Here is a 25,042-nt window from a genome sequence, read left to right as displayed (position 1 = left end):
CCGGGCCTTGATTTTTCCATAAAAATTATAAATAGAACCTAGCAAATGTGAAAACATTGGTTCAGCTTCAAGGAGTCCTTTGTATACATGGATACGTTACAAATGTCAGTTCTGCTGCTTTTCAAGCAACAAGTGCTATTTCGGCCAGATGCTATTGCCGTTACATTCGAGGATATTTCATTAACATATGTAGGATTAAATAAACAAGCCAACCGATTAGCGCACTACCTACAACGGCAAGGGATTGGTCCTGAGTCGCTGGTTGGCATTGCTATCGAGCGCTCTCCAGATATGCTCATTGCGCTCCTCGCTGTCCTCAAAACGGGCGCAGCCTATGTTCCTCTTGATCCTACTTATCCTTCAGAGCGACTCTCTTTGATGTTGCATGATGCTCACATTTCTCTCTTGCTCACGCATCAATACCTCACAGCTCAACTTCCTGCCTCATCTTTGCCTCTGCTTTCACTGGACCTCACCCGGCCTGCTATCGCCGATGAGCCTTCAGAGGATCTCTCTTTGATGATCTCTCCACACAATCTGGCCTATATAATCTATACGTCTGGCTCAACTGGCCAGCCCAAAGGGGTGCAAATCACACATGGAGGCCTCTATGCTCTCGCCTCTACGCAGCAGGAGATTTTTGCTATCCAGCCCCAGGACCGCATTCTACAATTTGCCTCTCTGAGCTTCGATGCCTCAGTCTTCGAGATATGTCTGGCCTTGATGGCTGGCGCGACCCTCGCACTGGCGACGCGTGAGGCTTTGCTACCGGGCAAGAATCTCCAATGCGTTCTTGAGCAGTACGCGATCACGCATGCAACGCTTCCTCCGTCAGTTCTAGCCTCCCTCACCAGCGATCAGCTCCCTTGCCTGCACACAGTCATTTCGGCTGGGGAATTGCTCTCCAGGGGACTGGCAAACCAGTTGGTGAAAACACATCGTCTCTATAATGCCTATGGCCCTACGGAGGCGACCGTCTGGGCTACGGGGGCATATTATACATCCTACACATCCGCTCAGGACCAGCCACCACTCATTGGGCCGGCGATCAACCATGTTCAGACGCATGTGCTCAATGAGCAACTTCAACCGGTTCCTATCGGAGCTTCCGGTGAACTCTATCTGGGGGGACCCGGTATCGCTCGTGGCTATCGCAACCAGGCGGCATTAACGGCCGAACGCTTCATCCCCGATCCGTTCAGCAAGGAAGCTGGGACCCGGCTCTACAAAACGGGCGATCTGGTACGCGTTCACGCAGATGGGGCACTGGAGTTTCTGGGTCGCCTCGATCATCAGGTGAAGATTCGCGGCTTCCGCATTGAACCAGATGAGATTCAGCTGCTTCTCAATACCCATCCCTCTGTTCAGCAAAGCCTTGTGGTTGCGCAAAAAGATGCATCTGGCTACCAGTCCTTAACCGCCTATGTTATTCCTCATCCTGAGAACGCTTCAGATAAAGATGCGCTACGAGCGTATCTTCAACAACGGTTACCAGACTATATGCTTCCTTCTCGCTTTACCTTTCTACAAGCCTTCCCTCTCACACCAAATGGGAAAATTGATCGACATATGCTCATACAGCCTACTGCCTTGGATCAATTACCCGAAACAGACCTGGAAGGATCATGTACTTCTATTGAAAAAAATTTACTGGCGCTATGGACACAGTTATTGGGTGTTGTACACATTGGAGTACATGATTCGTTTTTTACTATCGGCGGCCACTCATTAATCGCGGCACAAATGACAGCCAGAATATACGATCTTTTCCAGATCGAAGTGCCCTTGCAAATATTCTTTGCGCTGCCAACCATTGCAAAAATGGCAAGATATATCGAGGAAACGCTGCATAACAAAACACAAGTATCACTGCCGCCTATTACAAAACGCCCGCACACACACACAGCCCCACTATCCTTTACGCAGCAACGTTTATGGTTTCTGGATCAATTAGAAGTTGCCAGGCCAGCATATATCGTCCCGGTTGCACTCCATTTGCGTGGCTCACTACAGCTCGCAGTGCTCAATAAGAGCATCAATCACATCATGCAACGACATGAGATCTTACGAACGGCTTTTCCTGATGACCGAGGGCAAGCGTTCCAGTCCATAGCACCTTATCGACCAATCATACCTCTCATGATTGAGCTTAGCACCCAGGATGGTACAGAAAAAAAGCAGCAGGTGCAACAGATCATTACTCAGGAAATTCACAGACCCTTTGATCTAGCACATGGCCCATTATTACGCGTCATGCTCCTCCGGCTGGATGACCACGAGCACATACTTCTCCTGACAATGCACCATATCATCACTGATGATTGGTCGATAGATATTTTCCTTCACGAGTTTACTTCTTTCTATAGTAGTTTTGTTCTAAACAAAGAACCACATTTGCCGGAGCTTTCCGTACAGTATGCAGACGTCGCGCACTGGCAACAAGCATACCATCAACAGGAGAAATTCACAGAACAAAGCTCCTATTGGAAACAACAACTCCAGGGACTCCCCCCAGTCCTGACACTTCCAGGTGAGCGTTCACGCCCTCCGATCCCGTCCTTTCAGGGCGCCAGTCTACCATTTCTTCTTTCTCCACAGACCTCACAGCGTGTGCGCGCGCTCGCACAACGTGAACAGGTCACCGTATTTATGGTCTTACTGGCAGCATTTCAGACCCTACTCTATCGCTACAGTGACCAGCGTGATATTGCGGTAGGAACGCCAATTGCTCATCGTTTTAGAACTGAACTTGAACCTTTACTAGGCTTCTTCGCTAACACACTGGTAATACGTACCCATCCGGCAGCCGATATGCCTTTTCTGGATTTTTTACACCATGTCCGCAATATCATCCTGGAGGCCTATGCTCATCAAGATCTGCCCTTTGAACAGCTTGTAGAATTGCTGCAACCTCAACGTAGTTTAAGTCACAACCCACTTTTTCAGATCATGTTCCTTTTCCAGAATCAGACCCTTCACCTCGATAAGCCAACCATACCAGAGCTTGAAGTGCGGCAACTGGAAGTTCACACTGAAACTATACAATGTGATCTCCAATTAGAGATGATAGAAACACCCCATGGAATTTCTGGCGTGTTCCGCTATGCGGTTGATCTATTTGAGGCATCAACCATCACCTATATGGTGGCTCATTTTCAACGTCTTCTGAACACAATCGTGGTACACCCAACCAATCCTCTTGCGATGCTCTCTTTTTTAACGGATGAAGAAAATCAGGCATTCTCCACATGGCAGACAACACAAATCTCCTCCCCTCCCAATAATCAATGCCTTCATCAGATTATAGAAGCACAGGTGGAACTGACACCCGACGCAATTGCAGTTCAGTTTGAGCATACGACTCTGACCTATCGTGCCCTCAATGAGCGTGCAAATCAAATCGCACATTACTTACAATCATTCGGAGTCGGCCCCGATGCCCTTGTAGGTATATGTATGACACGTTCTCTCGATATGATTCTTGGCTTACTGGGAATTATGAAGGCTGGCGGTGCCTATGTTCCGCTGGACCCGGACTATCCCGCTGCACGCTTGCAATGGATGATGCAGGAGATCCACGCACCGGTACTGCTCTTACAAAAGAATGTACAGCTATCTCTGCCTGACACAACAATCACAGCAATCTACCTGGAGGATGCCTGGGAGACAATCTCTACCTATGCGACTACCAATCCAGATGTGATGACTCATCCTGATAATCTCCTCTATACGATCTACACGTCCGGGTCTACGGGACAGCCAAAAGGTGTGATGAATACGCATCGTGGCCTGTGTAACCGCCTGAACTGGATGCAAGAGACCTATGCCCTTACCTCAACAGATCGGGTTTTACAGAAAACGCCTTTTAGTTTTGATGTGTCTGTCTGGGAACTCTTCTGGCCCTTACTCTCTGGGGCATGTCTGGTTATCGCACCACCCGGCACACAACGTGATTGCCTGGCTCTTTTTCATCTCATCACCCAGCAATGCATTACCATAGTCCATTTCGTGCCTTCTATGCTACAGGCCTGCCTGGACACGCCGGGTATGGACCGCTGCGTATCATTACGGCACGTCTTTTGTAGCGGTGAAGCTTTATCAACACATCATCAACTGCGTTTTTTCCACTGCCTCCCGTCGACAAAGCTTCACAATCTTTATGGCCCCACCGAAGCTGCTATAGACGTGACCTTCTGGGAATGCAGCCAGACATCCGAGCTTGACTATATTCCGATTGGCCATCCCATTGCTAACACACACCTATATATACTCGATACCCAGGGGCAAATCGCTCCAGTAGGCAAACCAGGGGAAATCGCTATTGCAGGTGTCGGACTCGCTCGTGGCTATCTCAATCGCCCAGACCTCACGGCCGAGCGGTTCTTGCCTGATCCTTTTAGTGATCATCCCAACGCTCGTCTGTATTACACTGGTGATCTAGCATGTTATCAAGCCAATGGAAGTATCAAATTTCTTGGCCGAATTGACCATCAAATCAAACTCCGTGGTTTTCGCATCGAGCCAGCAGAGATTGAAGCCACACTCTTAACGCATTCCCTGGTCCGGGAATGTCTCGTTCTGGCGAAAGAAGATAACGACAACATGCCTGCCTTAGTGGCATATGTGGTAACAACCAGCACCCCACCAGATTGGATAGAGACACTGCGTCAGGCACTCAAGCACCAACTCCCTGCCTATATGGTTCCGGCTCATTTCGTTTCGCTACCTGCCTTCCCACTCACAATAAGCGGTAAGATAGATCGTCTGGCACTCCCAGATCCATCATTCACGATTACAAGTCCTCCCGCGACGCAGGCACTCTCGTTGACGACCCTTGAGCAAAAACTCATACACCTTTGGCAAGAAGTATTGCACCGAGAGCAAGTCGGGCCTCATGATAACTTTTTCGATCTTGGTGGTCATTCCCTGCTGATTATACGCGTTCAAAGAGAACTGCAGCAGCGCTTCAAGCTTGACGTTTCGGTGCTCGACCTTTTCGCATATCCAACCATCAATGCTCTGGCTGCGTTTCTTTCTTCATCGCAACAAACGGCACCTCAACAATTCTCTTCCTTGAGAGAGACGCCTGAAACACTGGAAATGCGAGAAACACAGGATACCAGCAATGAGCCAATTGCGATTATCGGCCTCGCCGGTCGCTTCCCGGGCGCTAAAAATATTGCTGAGTTCTGGCAAAATCTGCGCAACGGGGTTGAAAGCATTTCCTTTTTTACCGCTGAAGAACTGAAAAGCGCTGGCATTGATGCTCAGACACTGCAATCTCCCCAGTATGTCAAAGCGAACGCGTTCATAGACGACATTGATCTTTTTGATGCTTCTTTCTTTGGCTACAGCCCCAGGGAGGCCGAGACGATAGATCCACAGCAGCGTCTTTTTCTGGAATGCGCCTGGGAGGCTCTTGAGCATGCGGGCTACGGGAACACAGACTATCGGGGATCGGTTGGACTTTTCGCTGGCGTCAGTTCAAGTAGCTATCTTCCGTTCTACCCTGAAACTCACGCGCAGTCGGAACATTTCGCCGATAGCTTCCAGATTCAATTAGGCAATGAAAAGGATTTTCTGGCTACCCGTACATCCTATAAGCTCAACCTTCGCGGGCCAGCGATCACGATTCAAACTGCCTGCTCAACGTCATTGGTGGCGGTCCACCTGGCGTGTCAGAGCCTACGCAATAACGAGAGTTCACTGGCTCTGGCCGGTGGGTGTTCTATTCGTATTCCACAAACCACAGGATACTGGTATCAAGAAGGGGGGATTGCTTCCCCCGATGGACATTGCCGGGCATTTGATGCTCAGGCACAGGGAAGTGTCGGTGGCGATGGACTGGGTGTCGTTGTGCTCAAACGGCTATCTGCTGCTCTCCAGGATGGTGACACAATTCATGCAGTCATCCGAGGCTCTGCGATCAACAACGATGGAGCCGCCAAGGTGAGTTATACAGCTCCTGGCTTGCAAGGACAGGTGCACGTGATTACGAAGGCACTACAGCAAGCGGCAATAGACCCTGATACCATCGGCTATATTGAGGCACATGGTACTGGGACACCGCTGGGCGACTCCATAGAATTTGCGGCATTAAAACAGGCGTATGGCTCTGCTATGACAAAAAAGAACGGATGCGCGCTTGGCTCGGTGAAGACGAACATCGGGCACCTGGATGCTGCTGCAGGTATTGCGGGATTCATCAAAACCATTCTGATACTCAAACACAGAGAGATTCCGGCCAGTCTGCACTTTGAAACCCCCAATCCACTGATTGATTTTGCAGAGAGCCCTTTTTACGTCAATACCCTATTGACCCCCTGGCAATCAACCACACATCAGCGCAGAGCTGCGGTGAGTTCGTTCGGCATCGGAGGCACAAATGCTCATGTCATTCTGGAAAATGCCCCCCGGAACAGGAGCCATTAGCGCCTACAAAAACACCTTCAGACAATTCCTGGCAAGTATTGACGCTTTCGGCTAGAAGCATAGCTGCGCTGGAGTCAATGACAACACGTCTTCTGACCTACATCCAGGAACATCCACTCTTGTCGCTCAATGATATCGCCTACACACTACACGTAGGTCGACAGGCTTTCGCCCACCGACGTATACTGCTCTGTCAACAGCGCAATGATACACTCCAGACCCTCTCAATACACACTCCAGAGCGCGTCTACACCGATCATTGGAACGAGAGCACACCATCACTGGTCTGGCTCTTTCCCGGTCAGGGTTCACAATATGTCTCTATGACAGCTCAGTTGTATCAGCACGAACCTGTATTTCGCGTCTCGATTGATCAATGTGCGGAGATCCTTCGCCCTCGATTAGGATTGGACATACGATCACTTCTGTATCCTGCTGAATATCCAGACACGGAAACGCCCAGAAACCTTGATGAAACATGGCTTACGCAACCCATACTCTTTACGGTCGAGTATTCCCTGGCACAACTCTGGTATTCTCATGGCATTACACCACAGGCAATGCTTGGTCATAGCCTTGGCGAATATGTGGCAGCTTGCCTTGCTCAGGTTCTCTCACTTGAGGATGCCTTGTTGCTCGTAGCCGATCGTGGTCAGCTCATGCAACAATTACCACCAGGAGCAATGGTCTCTATCGCTCTTTCTGCCGAAGAGGCTCAAGCATTTTTGGATGAGCATATTTCACTGGCCGCGATTAATGCTCCCCAAAAATGTGTCCTCGCTGGTCCAAGCGCCAGGATCGACACCCTCATACGACGTCTGTCCCAACAAGGCATTGCCTATCAACGCCTGAAAAACTCCCATGCTTTTCATTCGCCAATGATGGAACCGATGCTCGATGCATTCGCCTCACGGCTACGCCAGGTTCAATTGCAGTCACCAGAGATACCGTATATTTCTAATCTTACCGGCACCTGGATTACGCCAGAACAAGCGACGGATCCAATGTACTGGGTACAACACACCCGGCAGTGTGTCCAATTTGCTCAGGGTGTCCAAACGCTCTTCCAGGAACCCTTACCGCTCCTGCTGGAAGTCGGTCCAGGACATACACTCAGTTCATTGGTCAGGCAGCATAACTTGATGAGTCACGCGCAGGTATTGCCTTCACTTCCGGCAGCGCAAACGACGGAATCTGAACTGCTTACCCATTACACAACGCTGGGTCGATTATGGCTCCGTGGCGTTTCTATCGATTGGGCGATCTTCCACACCCACCAGCACCAGCGACGAGTTCCGCTACCAATGTATCCTTTTGAACGTCAGCGCTATTGGATTGAGTCTGCGCCACGAGAAAAGGAGCAACCAAGTACGCACAGCGCGAGTACTCAAAAAGCAGCGCTGTCCGATTGGTTCTACATTCCCACCTGGAAACGTGCCCCGCTCTACCTGGACTATGGGCATAAGCAAACGAGCATATCTTCAACATGCTGGCTGGTATTTAGCGATCCGGAAACAAGCACGCAGAGCATGGTGCAAGCCCTACGGGAGAACCAACAACAGATCATAGAAATTCGTGTAGGAGAGCGCTTTACCAGACAAGGCGATGCCCTGTATCTGCTGGACCCTCGTTCACGCTCCGATTACGATGCACTATTCCACGACCTCCAGTTGACTGATCGCTGGCCGCACAATATTGTGCATGCCTGGTCTATGACCTATGCCTTCGAGGCCGAACCGCTTGATCCACATGATATGCGCATACATAGTACTCAGGAGCGTGGATTCTTGAGCCTGCTCTACACCATTCAAGCCATTGACCAGGCACAACAAACAACGCCGATACAGATCACGGTCATTTCAAATGCAACGCAAACTGTCACAGGCTCCGAGTCTATTGTGCCAGAGAAGGCGACACTTGGTGGCATCTGTAAAGTTATACCACAAGAGTATCCTTTCCTCACCTGCACGTATATCGACCTTGATCAACCGGCACCCCAGAGCAGACAGCTACAAAGGCAACAGGCGCAACTCCATGCAGAGCTGCTAGCGCCGACGACTGATTCTATTGTGGCCTATCGAGGAGATCAGCGCTGGGTTCAGTTATACGAGCCAACGCACCTTGATACTGCAATAACAGACCATGTATGCCTACGCGAGAAAGGCACCTATCTCATTATCGGCGGCCTGGGTCAGATTGGACTGGCGATGGCAGAATATCTTGTCCGGCAAAAGCGCGCCAGAATTGTTCTGATTGGACGCAGTCCCCTCCCCGAAAGAGCTCAATGGGAGTCCTGCCTCTCCAATCATGATATGGTTGAGAGCGAGATACGAAAAATCCAGACGTTACGACGCCTGGAAAGCTATGGGGCAGAGATACTTACACTCTCGGCGGACGCAGCCAATGAAGAGCAGATGCGTTCGGCTCTGGCGCAGGCTGAAGACCAATTTGGTACGATACATGGTGTCATCTATGCAGCCGGAGCACGTCCAGAGCAAATCTTCTATACTATTCACGATACAAACACCCATATCTATGATGCACAGATGGAAGCAAAAATTCATGGAGTACTGGTGCTAGAACGTCTACTGCGTGACAGAAATGTGGACTTCTGTCTCCTCAACTCATCGCTTTCGTCCATCTTAGGAGGCCTGGGCTTTGCAGCCTATACCGCGGTCAATCTCTTCCTCGATGCATTCGTATGGCAGCAGACAGCTCAGACCTCGACCCGTTGGATTAGTATCAACTGGGATGGATGGCAATTTGAGCAGGAATCTACCGATAAAACGCTGCTTGACACACGCCTGGCACATCTGGCCTTGACTCCTGATGAAGGGATCGATGCATGGCTACGCATCCTTTCGACTGACTTCCTGACTCAAGTGATTGTCTCAACAGGAAACCTCGAGGAACGTGTCACGCAATGGATCAGGCAGAAGCGCCAACCCTTACTTCCGCAGCCAGCGCCCAGGTCAATTGACACATCCCATACGAGACCAGAGCTACAGACGGCCTACGTGGCACCTCGCAATGAGATAGAACAAACCATTGTAGAAATCTGGCAGGCATTGCTGGGTATCGAGCCTATTGGCGTCTACGATAACTTTTTAGATCTAGGCGGCCATTCGCTGCTGGCGACTCGCGTACTGACCCGGATACAAGAATTGCTTCATGCAGAACTTTCTTTGCGCTCACTCCTGGAAACACCAACTGTCGCCGGAGTGGCAGAACACGTGATCCAATCCCTCACAGCACACATTGACGATAGCGAGACTGAACAGCTTCTAGCTGAACTTGATGCCCTCACCGATGAAGAGGTCGAGGCATTTCTCGCCCAGGAGTAGAAAAAGATCCAAAGGAGCCTGACATATCGTGAATGATTCAACAGCACGTATTCTCAACCTCTCTCCTCAAAAACGAGCATTGCTACTCCAGAGGTTGCAAAAAGGAAAAACGAACCTGTCTGAGCAAATTCCTGTCCGTAAGGATCGCTCTGCGCTCACTGCTGCCTCCTTTGCGCAGCAGCGCTTATGGTTCCTCAATCAACTCGCAGCCGATCCCGCCTCTTACAATATTGTTGAAGGTGTGCAACTTACCGGACCACTGAATCTGGAAGCGCTCAATATCAGTCTTTATCAGATCGTGCAACGTCACGAGGTGCTACGAACTACCTTTCAGCAACACGAAAATGAGCTTCTACAACAGATTCACGCGACGCTACCTCTTCCTTTCCTGCTCATTGATCTTCAGTCTCTCTCTACGCAGGACTGTGAACAGGCCATCGCGCAGCTTACACAACAAGAAAGCCACGACCCTTTCGATTTATCTCATGGGCCGCTTTTACGAGTACACATTTTACGCCTGGCACCGCAAAAGCATCAGCTATTATTTGCCATGCACCATATCGCCTCCGACGGCTGGTCGATGGATATTTTTATGCATGAGCTTGGGCAACTCTATAATGCTCAGGTAAATGAACATGCTGCGTCCCTGCCTGCCCTCCCTGTGCAGTACGCTGATTACGCTCTCTGGCAACGCCAATGGCTCCAGGGTCCCGCCTTGCAGCAGCAGCTCGACTACTGGAAACAACAGCTCGCCGACGCTCCTGCCCTCCTGGAACTTCCCTACGACCACCCTCTTCCATCTCAACAGCAGGGACAGGGAGCCCTCCACCAGTTCTCTATTCCTCTCCATCGAGTCCAGGCCCTTCAACGCTTCGCTCGTCAGCACGGCTGTACACCCTTTATGCTCTTTTTAGCGGCCTTCCAGGTGCTCCTGCATCGCTATAGCAGGCAGCATGACTTGGTCATCGGCACTCCTGTTGCCAATCGCAATCGCCCGGAAGTCGCTCACTTGATCGGCTTCTTCGTCAATACCCTGGCTCTGCGTGTCGACCTCTCGGCAGATCCATCATTTCAAGCGCTCCTCCAGCAGGTCAAAACGATCACGCTGGAAGCCTATGAACATCAAGACCTGCCCTTTGATCAGCTCGTCGAAACGCTGCAACCGCAACGCATGCTCAATCACTCCCCGCTCTTTCAAGTGATGTTCGTTCTCCAGACACAGCCCACGACCACCATCGCGCTCACCGATATCAGGTCACAGCGCATGCAAATCAATACGAATACTGCCAAGTTCGATCTGAGTCTAATTATCGTGGAAGAGCCTGATGCTTTTCAGGCATTTCTGGAATACCGCACCGACCTCTTTGAAGCAGCAACAATGCAACGCCTGGGATCCTATTACCAGATCTTGCTAGACGATATCGTTGCCCACCCAGATCGACCCATCAGCCAGCTCAATATCTTGCCAGAACAGGAACAGTTCCAACTTCTGCATGAATGGAATGTTACGACGCTCCAGTCTCCCCCGGCTTCCTGTCTCCATGAACTCATTGAACAGCAGGTCGCACGGACGCCCGAGGCGATAGCTCTGGTGTTTGAGGGAGAACGCAAAACGTATCGAGAACTCAATAATGCAGCCAACCTCCTGGCCCACTCTTTGCGTGCCATGGGTATCGGGCCAGGAGCGCTGGTCGGGGTCAGCATGGAACGGTCACTGGAACTGGCAGTATCAATGCTCGCTATTCTCAAAGCGGGAGCAGCCTATGTTCCTCTGGATGCGGCCTATCCAGAGGAGCGTTTAACGTATATGATAGAAGACGCGCAGCTCCAACTACTCCTGACGCAATCTTCGCTTCGGCACCGCTTGCCTGTAACTACGACGCCAATACTTGTACCAGATATAGATTGGCAAACATCTCATGATAATCTGATCAATCTGAGCCGTCCTGAGCATCCGATCTATATGATCTATACCTCAGGCTCCACGGGTAAACCAAAAGGAGCGGTCATCGCACATCAGAACTTTATCAATATGCTCCAATGGTTTGTCAGCGCTATGCATATTTCATCCCGTGACCATATCCTGATTGTCACCTCTTTTAGCTTTGACCTGACCCAGAAAAATTTGTTTGCCCCCTTACTCACCGGAGGAACGGTCCATCTCTTACCGTCTCACTATTATGATCCAGCCATCATTCGACACACGATTGCAGAGCAAGCCATTACGCTTCTCAATTGCACTCCCAGTATGTTCTATCCATTGCTTGAGGAGACCCCATTGACATCACTGTCGTCTCTACGGACAGTCGTTCTAGGTGGTGAGCCTATCCATATCTCACGGCTACAACCTCTTATCCAGGGACCTTTACAACAGACGGCTCTGGTGAATTACTACGGTCCGACTGAATGCAGTGACGCAGTCGCATTTACCTATGTTAACAATGCGCAACTTGTTGATCCCCCCATTGGACGGCCGATCAACAATACGCAGCTCTATATCCTTGATGACTGGCTCAGACCTGTTCCCATCGGTGCCGTCGGAGAGTTGTATGTGGGGGGAAATGGACTGGGTTATGGCTACCTCAATCGTCCTGAACTGACAGCTGAACGCTTTATCCCCCATCCTTTCAGTCAAAAGCCAGGCGCACGTCTCTATCGTACGGGAGATCTTGTACACTATCGATCTGATGGGGCTATTGTATTCCTGGGACGCAAAGATCAGCAGGTAAAATTACGCGGCTTCCGTATCGAACTCGGCGAGATTGAGGCGATATTACAGCAATTACCCTCAATTCGTCAGGCAGTGGTCGTGCTACGCGAGGATGTACCCGATCAGCAACAACTGGTTGCCTATCTGGTAGGAGAAAATACAGATTCCAGTGTGATGCGCCGCGTACTGAGTACACAGCTCCCAGAATATATGGTCCCATCAGCATTTGTGTTCCTGGATCACCTCCCCCTCTCTCCCAATGGCAAGCTCGATCGTCGTCACCTCCCGGCTCCCGATCTGAGCACCCAGACCCACGATGCTTCATTTGTTGCTCCTCGTTCTCCCATCGAGCTGACGCTTGCCTCCATCTGGGCCGAGGTCCTGGCTCTCCCCCAGCAACAGATCAGCGTTACTGCCAACTTCTTTTCCCTGGGCGGCCACTCGCTGCTCGTGACCAGGGTGATCTCTCGCATCCGAGCACTCTTCTCTATCGACCTCTCTCTGCGTCACTTCTTTGCCGCTCCTACCATCACGGCACTCGCCCAATTGCTTTCCCAGACCCAGCACCACGAGCAGGCTCCGTTCCTGCCCACGTTCGCTCCCGCTTCCCGCGATCACCCCTTGCCTCTCTCCTTTGGTCAACAACGCCTCTGGTTCCTCGATCAGTTCAGCCCCCTTGATGCCAGCTACAATATGAGCCTGGCCTTCAGCTGTCAGGGACCCTTGCACCTCTCTGCACTGGCTCACGGTCTCCAGGACCTGATCCTGCGCCACGAGGTCTTGCGCACGACCTTCGCTTCCCTCGATGGAGATCCCATTCAGGTCATTACTCCCCTCGCTTCCCTGCCAGAGCATCTGCTCTCCTGCATTGATCTCTCTGCTCTCCCTTCGCCACTGCGCGAGGCCACCGCCCACGCGCTTCGCCAGCAGGATGCCCACGCTCCCTTCCTGCTCGCAGAGCAGTTCCCCATCCGCCTGCAGGTCCTGCGCCTCTCCCCACACGAGCATCACCTGCTTCTCACCATGCACCATATCGCCTCTGACGGCTGGTCGATGGACCTGCTGCTACATGAGCTTGGGCTGCTCTATAATGCCCACCTGACCGGCACCACGGCGCTCCTACCGACCCTCTCTGTGCAGTATGCCGATTATGCGCTCTGGCAACGCCAATGGCTCCAGACTCCTATCTTCCAGCAGCAGCTCGCCTACTGGAAACAGCAACTCGCCGATGCGCCTGCTCTGCTGGAACTGCCCACTGATCATCCTCGCCCTCCCGTTCAGCAGACGGCAGGCGCTCAATACGCGTTTACGTTGCCCACGCAGCTGCATCCTTCCCTTGCCGAGCTCTGCCGCCAGTGTGATTGCACGCCCTTCATGTTCTTCCTGAGCACCTTCCTGGTCCTGCTGCAGCGCTATAGTGGACAGCACGATCTGGTCATCGGCACCCCCATTGCCAACCGCACCCGGCCAGAAGTCGCGCACCTGATCGGCTTCTTCGTCAATACCCTGGCGCTGCGCCTTGATCTCGCGGCGGATCCATCATTTCAGACTCTGCTCCAGCAGGTCAAAAGCGTCACCCTACAAGCCTATGAGCACCAGGATCTCCCCTTCGAGCAAGTAGTTGAGGCGCTCCATCCTCAACGCCTGCTCAGTCACTCGCCGCTCTTTCAGGTGATGTTTCTCTTCCAGCCCCAGGCTGCCGCCCCAATCTCGCTCGCTGAGATCAGCACCCAGCGACTTCCCATCGAGATCCATGCCACCAAATTTGATCTCAGCCTGATCATTGAAGAGGAAGCAGGCATGTTCCATGCTACCCTGGAATATCGGATCGATCTCTTTGAAGCAGCCACGATACGGCGCCTGGCCGGCTCCTATGAGGTGCTGGTCGCCGATAGTCTTGCGCACCCGGCCTGTCCCATTAGCCGTCTGGAGATCTTACCTGAACAGGAGCGACGCCAACTTATCCAGGGCTGGCAGTCTCCGCAATTGCCCGCGCCTACGCCCTCCACCCTGCACGTCCTCTTTGAGCAACGCGCTGAACAGACACCTGATGCCATAGCCGCAATCTGCAATGAAGAGCAGATCAGCTACCAAACACTGAACAGGTATGCTGATCTGCTTGCCGGTTATCTCCGAGCAAGAAAGATTGGGCCAGAGAGCTTAGTCGGTGTATGTCTACAACGATCCGCGACCATGCTGGTCGCATTATTAGGCATCCTCAAAGCAGGAGGGGCGTATGTTCCGATTGATCCGACGCATCCTTCCGAGCGGATTGCCTTTATGCTCGCCGATAGCCAGGTAACGCTTGTCCTGACCCAGAGCACGTTACGTACACTCCTACCATCGCAAGGGCCTACTATTATTGCGCTCGATCAGCAATGGGAACAGATTACACAGACAGAGCCAGGCTCCCCCTCTCTGACCCTCAGTGATGCGAATCTGGCCTATGTCATTTACACGTCGGGATCAACTGGGAAGCCTAAAGGTGTCCTGGGTACTCATGGCGCAATAGTCAATCGCTTACAATGGATGTGGCGAACCATACCTTTCACTGCACAGGAGATCTGTTGCCAGAAAACGAACCTGAGTTTCGTTGATGCGGTGTCAGAGATCTTTGGACCCCTTCTACAAGGAGTGCCGCTTGTCATCCTAACCGATGAAGTTGTCAAGGATCCACCTCGTTTACGAGAACAATTAGCGCAGTATGCCGTCAGCCGGATTGTCCTGGTGCCTTCGCTCTTACGCGTTTTACTCCAGGAGGAGGATGCCGTTCTTCAGACACAGCTCTACCGGCTTACGCATTGGACAAGTAGTGGCGAAGCGCTTCCTGTGGATCTCATACAACGCTTTCGCCAGTGCTTACCAGCTGCTCACTTATTCAATCTGTATGGCTCCTCAGAGGTTGCAGCAGATGCCACAAGTTATCAGATCGGGAATGAGCCTTCAGACCAAGCGAACGCTATCGGATATCCAATCGATCAGATGCAAGTCTATATCCTCGATACCTTTCTACAACCAGTGCCTATCGGCGTAACCGGCGAGATATATATTGGTGGTGCCGGTCTCGCACGTGGCTACTGGCAACGTCCGGAATTGACCGCTGAGCGTTTTGTGCCGGACATGGTCAGTGGACGCGCTGGGTCACGATTGTATCGCACTGGCGACCTGGGACGCCGCAGATCCGATGGAGCGCTGATATATCTTGGACGCACAGATCACCAGATCAAGCTGCGCGGCTTCCGTATCGAGCTCGGCGAGATTGAAGCGGTCATCAGGCAATATCCTGCCATACGAGAAGTAGTTGCCATCGTACATGAGGATCGTACAGATGACAAACGCCTGATCGCGTATATGACGACGGCAGGAGAAGAGACAATAAAAGCGGAAAGCATGCGTCAATTCCTGCAACAATATCTCCCAGAATATATGGTCCCATCAGCATTTGTGTTCCTGGATCACCTCCCCCTCTCTCCCAATGGCAAGCTCGATCGTCGTCACCTCCCGGCTCCCGATCTGAGCGCCCAGATCCACGATGCTTCATTTGTCGCACCTCGTTCTCCCATCGAGCTGACGCTTGCCTCCATCTGGGCCGAGGTCCTGGCTCTCCCCCAGCAACAGATCAGCGTTACTGCCAACTTCTTTTCCCTGGGCGGCCACTCGCTGCTCGTGACCAGGGTGATCTCTCGCATCCGAGCACTCTTCTCTATCGACCTCTCTCTGCGTCACTTCTTTGCCGCTCCTACCATCACGGCACTCGCCCAATTGCTTTCCCAGACCCAGCACCACGAGCAGGCTCCGTTCCTGCCCACGTTCGCTCCCGCTTCCCGCGATCACCCCTTGCCTCTCTCCTTTGGCCAACAACGCCTCTGGTTCCTCGATCAGTTCAGCCCCCTTGATGCCAGCTACAATATGAGCCTGGCCTTCAGCTGTCAGGGACCCTTGCACCTCTCTGCACTGGCTCACGGTCTCCAGGACCTGATCCTGCGCCACGAGGTCTTGCGCACGACCTTTGCTTCCCTGGATGGAGATCCTATTCAGGTCATCGCTCCCCTCGCTTCCCTGCCAGAGCATCTGCTCTCCTGCATTGATCTCTCTGCTCTCCCTTCGCCACTGCGCGAGGCCACCGCCCACGCGCTTCGCCAGCAGGATGCCCACGCTCCCTTCCTGCTCGCAGAGCAGTTCCCCATCCGCCTGCATGTTCTGCGCCTCTCCCCACACGAGCATCACCTGATCCTCACCATGCACCATATCGCCTCTGACGGCTGGTCGATGGACCTGCTGCTACATGAGCTTGGGCTGCTCTATAATGCTCACCTGACCGGCACCACGGCGCTCCTACTGACCCTCTCTGTGCAGTATGCCGATTATGCGCTCTGGCAACGCCAATGGCTCCAGACTCCTATCTTCCAGCAGCAGCTCGCCTACTGGAAACAGCAACTCGCCGATGCGCCTGCTCTGCTGGAACTGCCCACTGATCATCCTCGCCCTCCCGTTCAGCAGACGGCAGGCGCTCAATACGCGTTTACGTTGCCCACGCAGCTGCATCCTTCCCTTGCCGAGCTCTGCCGCCGGTGTGATTGCACACCCTTCATGTTCTTTCTGAGCACCTTCCTGGTCCTGCTGCAGCGCTATAGTGGACAGCAGGACCTGGTCATCGGCACCCCCATTGCCAACCGCACCCGGCCAGAAGTCGCGCACCTGATCGGCTTCTTCGTCAATACTCTGGCACTGCGCCTTGATCTCTCGGCGGACCCATCATTCCAGGCCCTGCTCCAGCAGGTCAAAAGCGTCGTTCTGCAAGCCTATGAGCATCAGGATCTCCCCTTCGAGCAGGTGGTCGAAGCGCTCCATCCCCAACGCCTGCTCAGCCACTCGCCACTCTTTCAGGTGATGTTTCTCTTCCGGCCCCAGGCTACCGCCCCGCTCTCGCTTGCTGAGATCAGCACCCAATGGCTTCCCATCGAGTCCCACGCCACCAAATTTGACCTCAGCCTGATCATTGAAGAGGAAGCAGGCATGTTCCACGCTACCCTGGAATATCGGACCGATCTCTTTGAAGCAGCCACGATACAGCGCCTGGCCCGCTCCTATGAGGTGCTGGTCACCGATATTCTCGCGCACCCGGCCTGTCCCATCAGTCGTCTGGAGATCTTACCTGAACAGGAGCGACGCCAACTCATCCAGGGCTGGCAGTCTCCCCAATTGCCCGCGCCAGCGCCCTCCACCCTGCACGTCCTCTTTGAGCAACGCGCTGAGCAAACACCTGATGCCATAGCTCTCATCTTTGGTGATCAACAGCTTACGTATCAACACCTCAACGCACAAGCCAATCAACTTGCCCACTATGTGCGAAGGCAGGGAGGGGGTCCAGAAACACTGGTCGGGATCGCTGTCGAACGTTCTCCAGACATGCTCATCGCGCTCCTTGCCGTCCTCAAATCCGGTGGTGCCTACCTGCCACTCGACCCATCCTACCCATCGGACCGCCTCTCTTTCATGTTGCATGATGCTCAGATCTCTCTTCTGCTCACCCAACAACATCTTCTCCCTCGCCTCCCAGCATCCTCCTGTGCATACATTGCGCTTGATGGAATCTGGCCTGAACTCAGCAATGGAGCGCCAGAGAATCTCTCACTGACCATCCCAGCCCACTCGCTGGCATATATGATCTATACGTCCGGTTCGACTGGTCAACCCAAAGGAGTACAAATTGAACACCAGGGGCTCTTCTATCTGGCTCAGACGCAGCAGGAAATCTTTGCCATCCAGCCCCAGGACCGTATCTTGCAATTTGCCTCTCTGAGCTTCGATGCCTCGGTCTTTGAGATTTCACTGGCCTTAACGGCTGGTGCTACTCTGGTTCTAGGGGCACGTGAGGCCTTGCTGCCGGGTAGCGACCTCCAACATTTCCTCACCCAGTACGCCATCACCCAAGCAACGCTGCCGCCATCAGTGCTAGCAACCCTGGACTGCAATGCACTCTCTGGCCTGCATATGTTTATCTCAGCAGGAGAGGCCCTGCCCAAAGAATTGGCTGACCAGGTAGCTAAAACACACAGACTCTATAATGGCTATGGACCCACTGAAGCCACGATCTGGGCGACTGGAGCGCACTATACACCAGGTCAAAATCAGCCACCACTCATCGGGCCGGCGATCAACCACGCTCAGACATATGTGCTCAATGCACAACTCCAACCGGTTCCCATCGGGGTGGCGGGTGAACTCTATCTGGGGGGAGCCGGCATCGCTCGTGGCTATCATAACCAGGCAATGCTAACAGCCGAACGCTTCATTCCTCATCCATTTTCTGACAAAGCCGGGGCACGGCTCTACAAAACGGGTGATCTGGTACGCTATCGCGAAAATGGCGCATTGGAGTTTCTGGGTCGTCTCGACCATCAGGTGAAGATTCGTGGCTTCCGTATCGAACTTGGTGAGATCGAGGCAGTACTGCACCGTCATCCAGCTATCCATGAGTGTGTTGTCATCTCACACAAGCAGCCCGATGATGAAGCGCTGCTGCTCGCGTATTTCACGACACAGATAAACCAGGTTCCCTCATCAATGGAATTACGACAATTTCTATACCAACAGTTGCCTCAATATATGCTCCCATCGGCATTTATACACTTACCCGCATTTCCTCACACACCAAATGATAAATTAGATCTAGCGGCCCTCCCGCTCCCTACCCATGCTCCACATGGGCCCCAGCAAAACTATACTCCGCCACGCGATGCTATCGAGTTACAACTAGTCCGTATCTGGGAAGAACTCCTCCCACACCAGACCATTGGTATCACCGACAATTTTTTTGAGATAGGAGGGCATTCGCTCCTCGCGATACGCCTGATGGCACACATTCAGCATGCATTCCAACAGCAATTTCCACTCTCCACGCTTTTTCAACATGCGACGATTGAACATTTGGCCAGCCTTATTCGTCAACAAGATACGCAGCAGCCTCGCTCTATCCTGGTTCCCATGCGCACATCTGGAGAAAAATATCCATTCTTTTGCGTCCATCCAATTGGAGGTGAAGTTTTCTGCTATCTTGATATCGCCCGTGATGGAGATCAAGATAGACCATTCTATGCACTCCAATCACCCGACCCGGATTCCTGGCAAACAACACAGCCTCGCCTGCAAGATCTTGCCGCGCGGTATATTGAAGCAATGTACGCGGTACAGCCAACCGGCCCTTATCACCTGGGAGGATGGTCACTAGGTGGCGTCATCGCCTTTGAGATGGCCCAGCAGCTTCAACAACAGGGACACACAGTATGTACATTGACGCTCTTCGATAGTTACGCACCAGGACATCTCTCCGATGAGCAGAGTATTGTGAGCGAGTTCTTGCACGATCTAGAGGGTCTCTCGGGAAAACATATATCAGCAGCCCATCTCAATCATCATCACACCCATCCACAAGAACTGGTGCGCTCGATACTCGAGCAGGCACAACGTGCTGGGATCTTCCCTCCCGAGTTAGATACGGCTTCTCTGCTACGACTCTTCTCTACATTTCGGCAAAACAAAGGAGCTTTTCAGCACTATACACCACGTCCCTATTTCGGCAAGCTTCTCTTCTTTCAGGCACGCGATCTTCCTGAAGGAACACCGAGTACAGCAGCCTCAAGTTGGCAACAGCTAACGCTACCAGAATTCTCTCTCTCTACTGTTCAGGGGACGCATTATACGATGATGCAGCACCCAAACAGCCGGACACTTGCTCAGCTATTGAGCACAAGCCTGGATCATGCAGATGCATAACGCAGCATTGACGGAACATCTATCAACACTCATCACAATAAAAAAGGAGTCATGACTATGAAAGAACGTGTTCGTGAAATACTGAGCTGGTATGCCAATGAAAACCCTGGTGTTCGTACCAATCTTGCTCGCATCCTGAACCACGGCAAACTTGGAGGGACAGGGAAACTTCTTATTCTCCCGGTTGATCAGGGTTTTGAAATAGGACCAGTACGCAGTTTTGCCCCCAATCCAGAGGCCTATGACCCACGATATCATTTCCAATTTGCAATAGACGCCGGATTCAGCGCGTATGCTGCCCCAATCGGCTTTTTAGAAGCAGGCGTCTCTGACTACTGTGGGGAGATCCCCTTGATTTTGAAGTGTAATAGTATGGATTCTCTCCAGAGCGGGAACGAATTTAAGAGCACGATTACCTCGACAGTTGAAAGCGCACTTCGGCTGGGCTGTGTCGGTATTGGTTTTACAATCTACACTGGCTCAACCCTGCGCTCAGAGATGTATGAGCAGCTCAGTGAATTCGCCGCCCAGGCCAAAGCGGCTGGTCTGGCTGTTGTCGTCTGGTCTTATCCCTTTGGCATTAACCTTGAACGAGAAGAGTGGAGATCAGTTGACACCACGGCCTATACCACCCATATCGCTGCCCAGATCGGAGCTCATATCATCAAAGTTCTCTTTCCAACCTCACGGGTCGAACAAACTGCCGCCAAAGAGACGTATCAGCAGTATCAGATCCCGGTTGAGGATCCCGCCGATCGCATTCGACATATCGTCCAGGCCGCCTTCAATGGACGTCGCCTGGTTATCTTCTCCGGTGGGCCGTTTAACGACGAAGAGCAATTGCTGGCACAGGCACGGGCGATTCGCGCAGGCGGTGGGTTCGGCTCCATCATTGGCCGCAACTCGTTCCAGCGCAAAAAAGAGGATGCACAAAAGCTGATAAACCGGCTTATCGACATTTATGCAGATGAAGAAAAACATGAGCACCCTCTATGAGACAGATAAAACCATTCCAATGGAAAAACTGGTCTGGCACTGTGCAATGTACACCACAGGTCATAGCCAGCCCTGACAATATTGATGCGCTGACAAAATTGGTGAAAGCGCATAATCATCAGGGGCACCATATACGCGTTGCCGGGTCCGGCCATTCTATGGTCCCGCTGGTGCCCACCAGCGATGTCATCATTTCGTTACAGCGCATCCAGGGGATCAGTGCCATTGATGCCGAACAGAGCACAGCGACCGTCATGGGTGGCACCATTCTGGCACGCCTGGGAGAGGAACTGCTTCACTATCAACTGGCACAGGAGAACCTTGGAGATATTGTGGTGCAAAGCATTGCGGGCGCAATCAGCACGGGAACACACGGTACAGGTATCCGCTTCGGCAATCTCTCAACGCAAGTAGTAGAACTCACGCTGATAACAGCTACAGGAGAGCAGTTAGTCTGCTCTCCTGACCAACAGCCTGAAATATTTCAGGCAGCATTGGTCTCATTGGGTACGTTAGGTATCATTATCAAAGTAAAGCTGCGCGTGGTTCCAGCCCACTATCTCCACTATCAGGGCCGTCGTATGCGCCTGGATGATTGTCTTGACAATCTAGAGCAGTACCAGCAGGAATATAAACACTTTGGTTTCTACTGGTATCCTCATACGCCATGGGTTCATGCAAAATTTTTTCAGGATACCACGGCAACCGCACCTCAGATGATACAAATGTCGAACCGGCATTTGCGTAATCCCACCTTTAGACGTCTACTCTACTGGTCGTTCTCAGAAACCTGCCGACACATACCAGCACTCTGTACGCCTATCTGCGGGCTACTCGAAAAAGCGCTTATCGACGTCGAAAAAATCGACTATAGCCATAGCGTTCTCACTTTTACGCCGGGATCTCCACTCCACGAGATGGAATACGCCTTACCAGCTCAATGTGCCAGGCAAACCATGCGGGACATTGCACAATGTATCGAGCGCAACCAATTCAAAGTCCATGGCCCAGTGCAATGTCGTTTTGGGCGAGCAGACGATATCTGGCTCAGCCCGGCGTATCAACGTGAAACCGCGTATATCGCAGTTCATATGTATCACGCTATGCCCTATCGCCCTTTCTTTGCGGCCGTCGAAGACATTTTTAAACACTACCAGGGACGACCACATTGGGGTAAATTCCATACGCAGCAAGCAGAACAATTGGCTCAGCTCTATCCTCGCTGGCAGGACTTTCAACGCATCCGCACTAACCTGGATCCGAATGGCATATTTCTCAATAGCTATCTCAAACAGCTTTTAGCACAATAGCAGTACCTGTTTTTTGCAGGTATCTCTATAAAAAAAGGAGCTGCGGTCATATAAAGGAGATTATTTGGTGAAGATTCTCTTTGCCGGTCTTGGAAACTTGAGTTCACAAGTGTTTGACTTGTTTGTGCTACGTGCCAAACCTGGCGATCAATTTTTAGTAGCAGGACGCAATCAAGCTTATATTCAGGAGCGCTGCCGTTGGACGCACAGTGCCGCTCTCCATCTCGGCAAATCAATCCATGTCGATACTACCTCCATGGATGTCTGGAATATTGATCAAATGAGTCATATCATTTCTGCATTCCAGCCTGATGTAATCTTTTCATCAATGGCAATGCTTTCTGCAACGAGCGTTTCTAGACAGATCCCCGATGCTCTTAGCCAGCAGTTACAGAAAGCGCAGGGAGCCTGGATGCCAATAACGCTTGCCCCCCTCTATAAACTTATGCAGGCAGTACAACAAACAAGAAGAAAAATAATCGTGCTCAATGCGGCTGCTCCGGATAATTTACACCCGGTCCTCGCTAAGGTTGGACTGGCACCAACGAGCGGAATTGGGAATCTTGCCAATACCATCTCACCACTACGGCAAGCGATCGCTACTCAGCTCCACCAATCAGTAGAGTACATACAGATCTTTTTCTTTGCACACGCTGACGTATCGCAAATGCTCCGATCAGGGACAGCAGGAGGGGTTCCATTCCATCTCACAGCATTCTCCAGAGGCGAGGATATTACGCCACAGCTCGATATCCCGGCACTATTTCGCACATTACCACTGACACTAAAGCATGAATATACCCAATTGCTTACAGCCGCCACAGCAGCAACGATCCTTGAGACGCTTACTACTGAAAATTCGGCCATTACACATGCACCTGGGCCCGATGGCCTTCCAGGAACGTATCCCATACAGAGAAAAGCCCAGGGAATCGAAGTCATTTTGCCACCAGGACTCACACGTGAAGAGGCCATTCGCATCAATCAAGATGGACTCAGGATGAATGGTATTGAATCCATAGCAGATGATGGTACTGTCCATTTTTCGGAAAAACATGCCGCAGTCCTGCAAAACATGCTTGGGTATGATTGTAAACGTTTGCCTCTATCTGAGGTAGAAGACCGAGCCCATGAATTGCTGACAAAATATAACGCATTTATCAGTCGACACTAACGCCTGGTAATTTCTGATGTGTCTTATTTCCATCTGGAGCAAACGTCGCATGAAAGATATTGCAACATCTATAACCCTCTCTCAGGAGAACCAACAAAGACTTCGTCAGGCAAGAATTGCGGTCATTGTACTTTTCTTTATTAATGGGACGCTCCTGGCTACCTGGGCAACGCGTATTCCCGATATCCAGGCCCGCATCACCTTATCGGCGGGACGATTAGGGATCGCGTTGTTGGGGGCTTCACTGGGAGGACTGATTGCTATGAATATAGCTGGCCGAGTCTCAGCTTCTATTGGTAGTAAAACCATCACGGTGCTGGCAGCACTCTGCCTATGCATAGTTCTACCTCTTCTTGCCTTAGAACCAAGCCTCCCGCTTTTAATGCTCAACCTTGTATTTTGCGGAGCAAGTAATGGCGCCATGGATGTCACAATGAATATGCAAGGAGCCAGTGTAGAGCAGGCATATGGAAAACCTATTTTCAACTCATTCCATGCCTGTTACAGTGCGGGAAGCCTATTTGGCGCCTTTGTTGGAGGCTTTGTTGCTTCACAGGGACTGAGCCCTTTACTCCATTTCCTCATCGTAGCTACTATTGGGGCAATCAGTGTCCTTGCAATTACCCGCTGGCTCTTATCTACACCACCAGTCCAGGAAAACAGGCAGCCCGAGGCAGTCACACGCCGTGAAAAATCTGTCTGGAAATTTAGATTGACTCTCCCATCCCACATCTTACTGTTGCTGGGTATCCTTGCCTTCTGTGCCTTACTCAGCGAAGGTGCAATGGGAAACTGGAGCGTTGTCTATCTCACCGAAATCGTGCATTCAGGTGCTGGATTAGCGGCCACAGGTTATGCGGTATTTTCCTTATTCATGGCATTTGGACGCTTTACTGGTGATTATATGGCTATGCGTCTAGGTCCTGGTGTCTTAGTGCGAATCGCTGCTCTCTTTGCAGGCATCGGACTCGGCTTAGGAGTCATCGTACCGTGGACCCCGACAGTTCTGCTAGGCTTCGCATTCATTGGGCTGGGGCTCTCCATCATCTTCCCGCTTATTTTAAGCGCAGCTAGCCGTGTTTCTCAGCAATCAACTGGAGCTACGCTTGCCGCTGTCACAACCTGTGGCTATTGCGGTCTGCTTATCGGTCCACCAATCATTGGCTTTGTATCTGATAGATTTGGCCTACAAATTGGATTGGCAATGGTCGTTTTTCTCTGTTTTGTGATTGCTCTATTCGCTCCTGTCACCAATGTTCCCCAACAACCAACCTGAACACAGGCGATAGATGCCAGGACA

General features: G+C 51.8%; 7 protein-coding genes. All 7 read left to right on the top strand.

Translation table 11 applies throughout. The annotated features are described in order from the left end of the window. Positions 1-87: 87 nt before the first annotated feature. The 7 genes from KTE_RS29535 to KTE_RS29505 all read left to right on the top strand — a co-directional run bounded on the left by KTE_RS29535 (position 88) and on the right by KTE_RS29505 (position 25,018). A complete protein-coding gene (locus KTE_RS29535; RefSeq protein ID WP_201387783.1) occupies positions 88-6,432 on the top strand; it encodes a non-ribosomal peptide synthetase in 6,345 nt (2,114 codons plus the stop codon). Between the two features lie 77 nt (positions 6,433-6,509). Beyond that, positions 6,510-9,776, top strand: coding sequence for an acyltransferase domain-containing protein (locus KTE_RS29530; protein WP_201387781.1), 3,267 nt, complete (start codon positions 6,510-6,512; stop codon positions 9,774-9,776). A gap of 28 nt (positions 9,777-9,804) precedes the next feature. Further along, on the top strand, positions 9,805-20,262 hold the full coding sequence (locus KTE_RS29525) for a non-ribosomal peptide synthetase (protein WP_201387779.1): 10,458 nt from the start codon (positions 9,805-9,807) through the stop codon (positions 20,260-20,262). Positions 20,263-20,319: 57 nt separating this feature from the next. Continuing rightward, entirely contained in the window at positions 20,320-21,258 is a 939-nt protein-coding gene (locus KTE_RS29520) for a class I fructose-bisphosphate aldolase (RefSeq protein WP_201387777.1), read from the top strand. Next, positions 21,255-22,568 (top strand): D-arabinono-1,4-lactone oxidase, encoded by a 1,314-nt coding sequence (locus KTE_RS29515; RefSeq protein WP_201387775.1) that lies wholly within the window; start codon positions 21,255-21,257, stop codon positions 22,566-22,568. Before KTE_RS29520 ends, KTE_RS29515 begins: the two co-directional genes overlap by 4 nt. 67 nt (positions 22,569-22,635) lie before the next feature. After that, entirely contained in the window at positions 22,636-23,742 is a 1,107-nt protein-coding gene (locus KTE_RS29510) for a hypothetical protein (protein WP_201387772.1), read from the top strand. Between the two features lie 49 nt (positions 23,743-23,791). Continuing rightward, positions 23,792-25,018, top strand: coding sequence for an MFS transporter (locus KTE_RS29505; RefSeq protein ID WP_201387770.1), 1,227 nt, complete (start codon positions 23,792-23,794; stop codon positions 25,016-25,018). Positions 25,019-25,042 lie beyond the last annotated feature (24 nt).

It is taken from the genome of Ktedonobacter sp. SOSP1-85, assembly GCF_016587415.1.
Taxonomy (GTDB): Bacteria; Chloroflexota; Ktedonobacteria; order Ktedonobacterales; family Ktedonobacteraceae; genus Ktedonobacter.
Note: the sequence above shows the minus strand (reverse complement) of the source record. Positions and strands in the feature narration are given on the sequence as shown.

Excerpts from the sequence above, each read along its gene's own strand:
- KTE_RS29535 (WP_201387783.1), top strand. The coding sequence starts at position 88 with ATGGATACGTTACAAATGTCAGTTCTGCTGCTTTTCAAGCAACAAGTG.
- KTE_RS29520 (WP_201387777.1), top strand. The coding sequence starts at position 20,320 with ATGAAAGAACGTGTTCGTGAAATACTGAGCTGGTATGCCAATGAAAAC.
- KTE_RS29530 (WP_201387781.1), top strand. The coding sequence starts at position 6,510 with ATGACAACACGTCTTCTGACCTACATCCAGGAACATCCACTCTTGTCG.
- KTE_RS29515 (WP_201387775.1), top strand. The coding sequence starts at position 21,255 with ATGAGACAGATAAAACCATTCCAATGGAAAAACTGGTCTGGCACTGTG.
- KTE_RS29505 (WP_201387770.1), top strand. The coding sequence starts at position 23,792 with ATGAAAGATATTGCAACATCTATAACCCTCTCTCAGGAGAACCAACAA.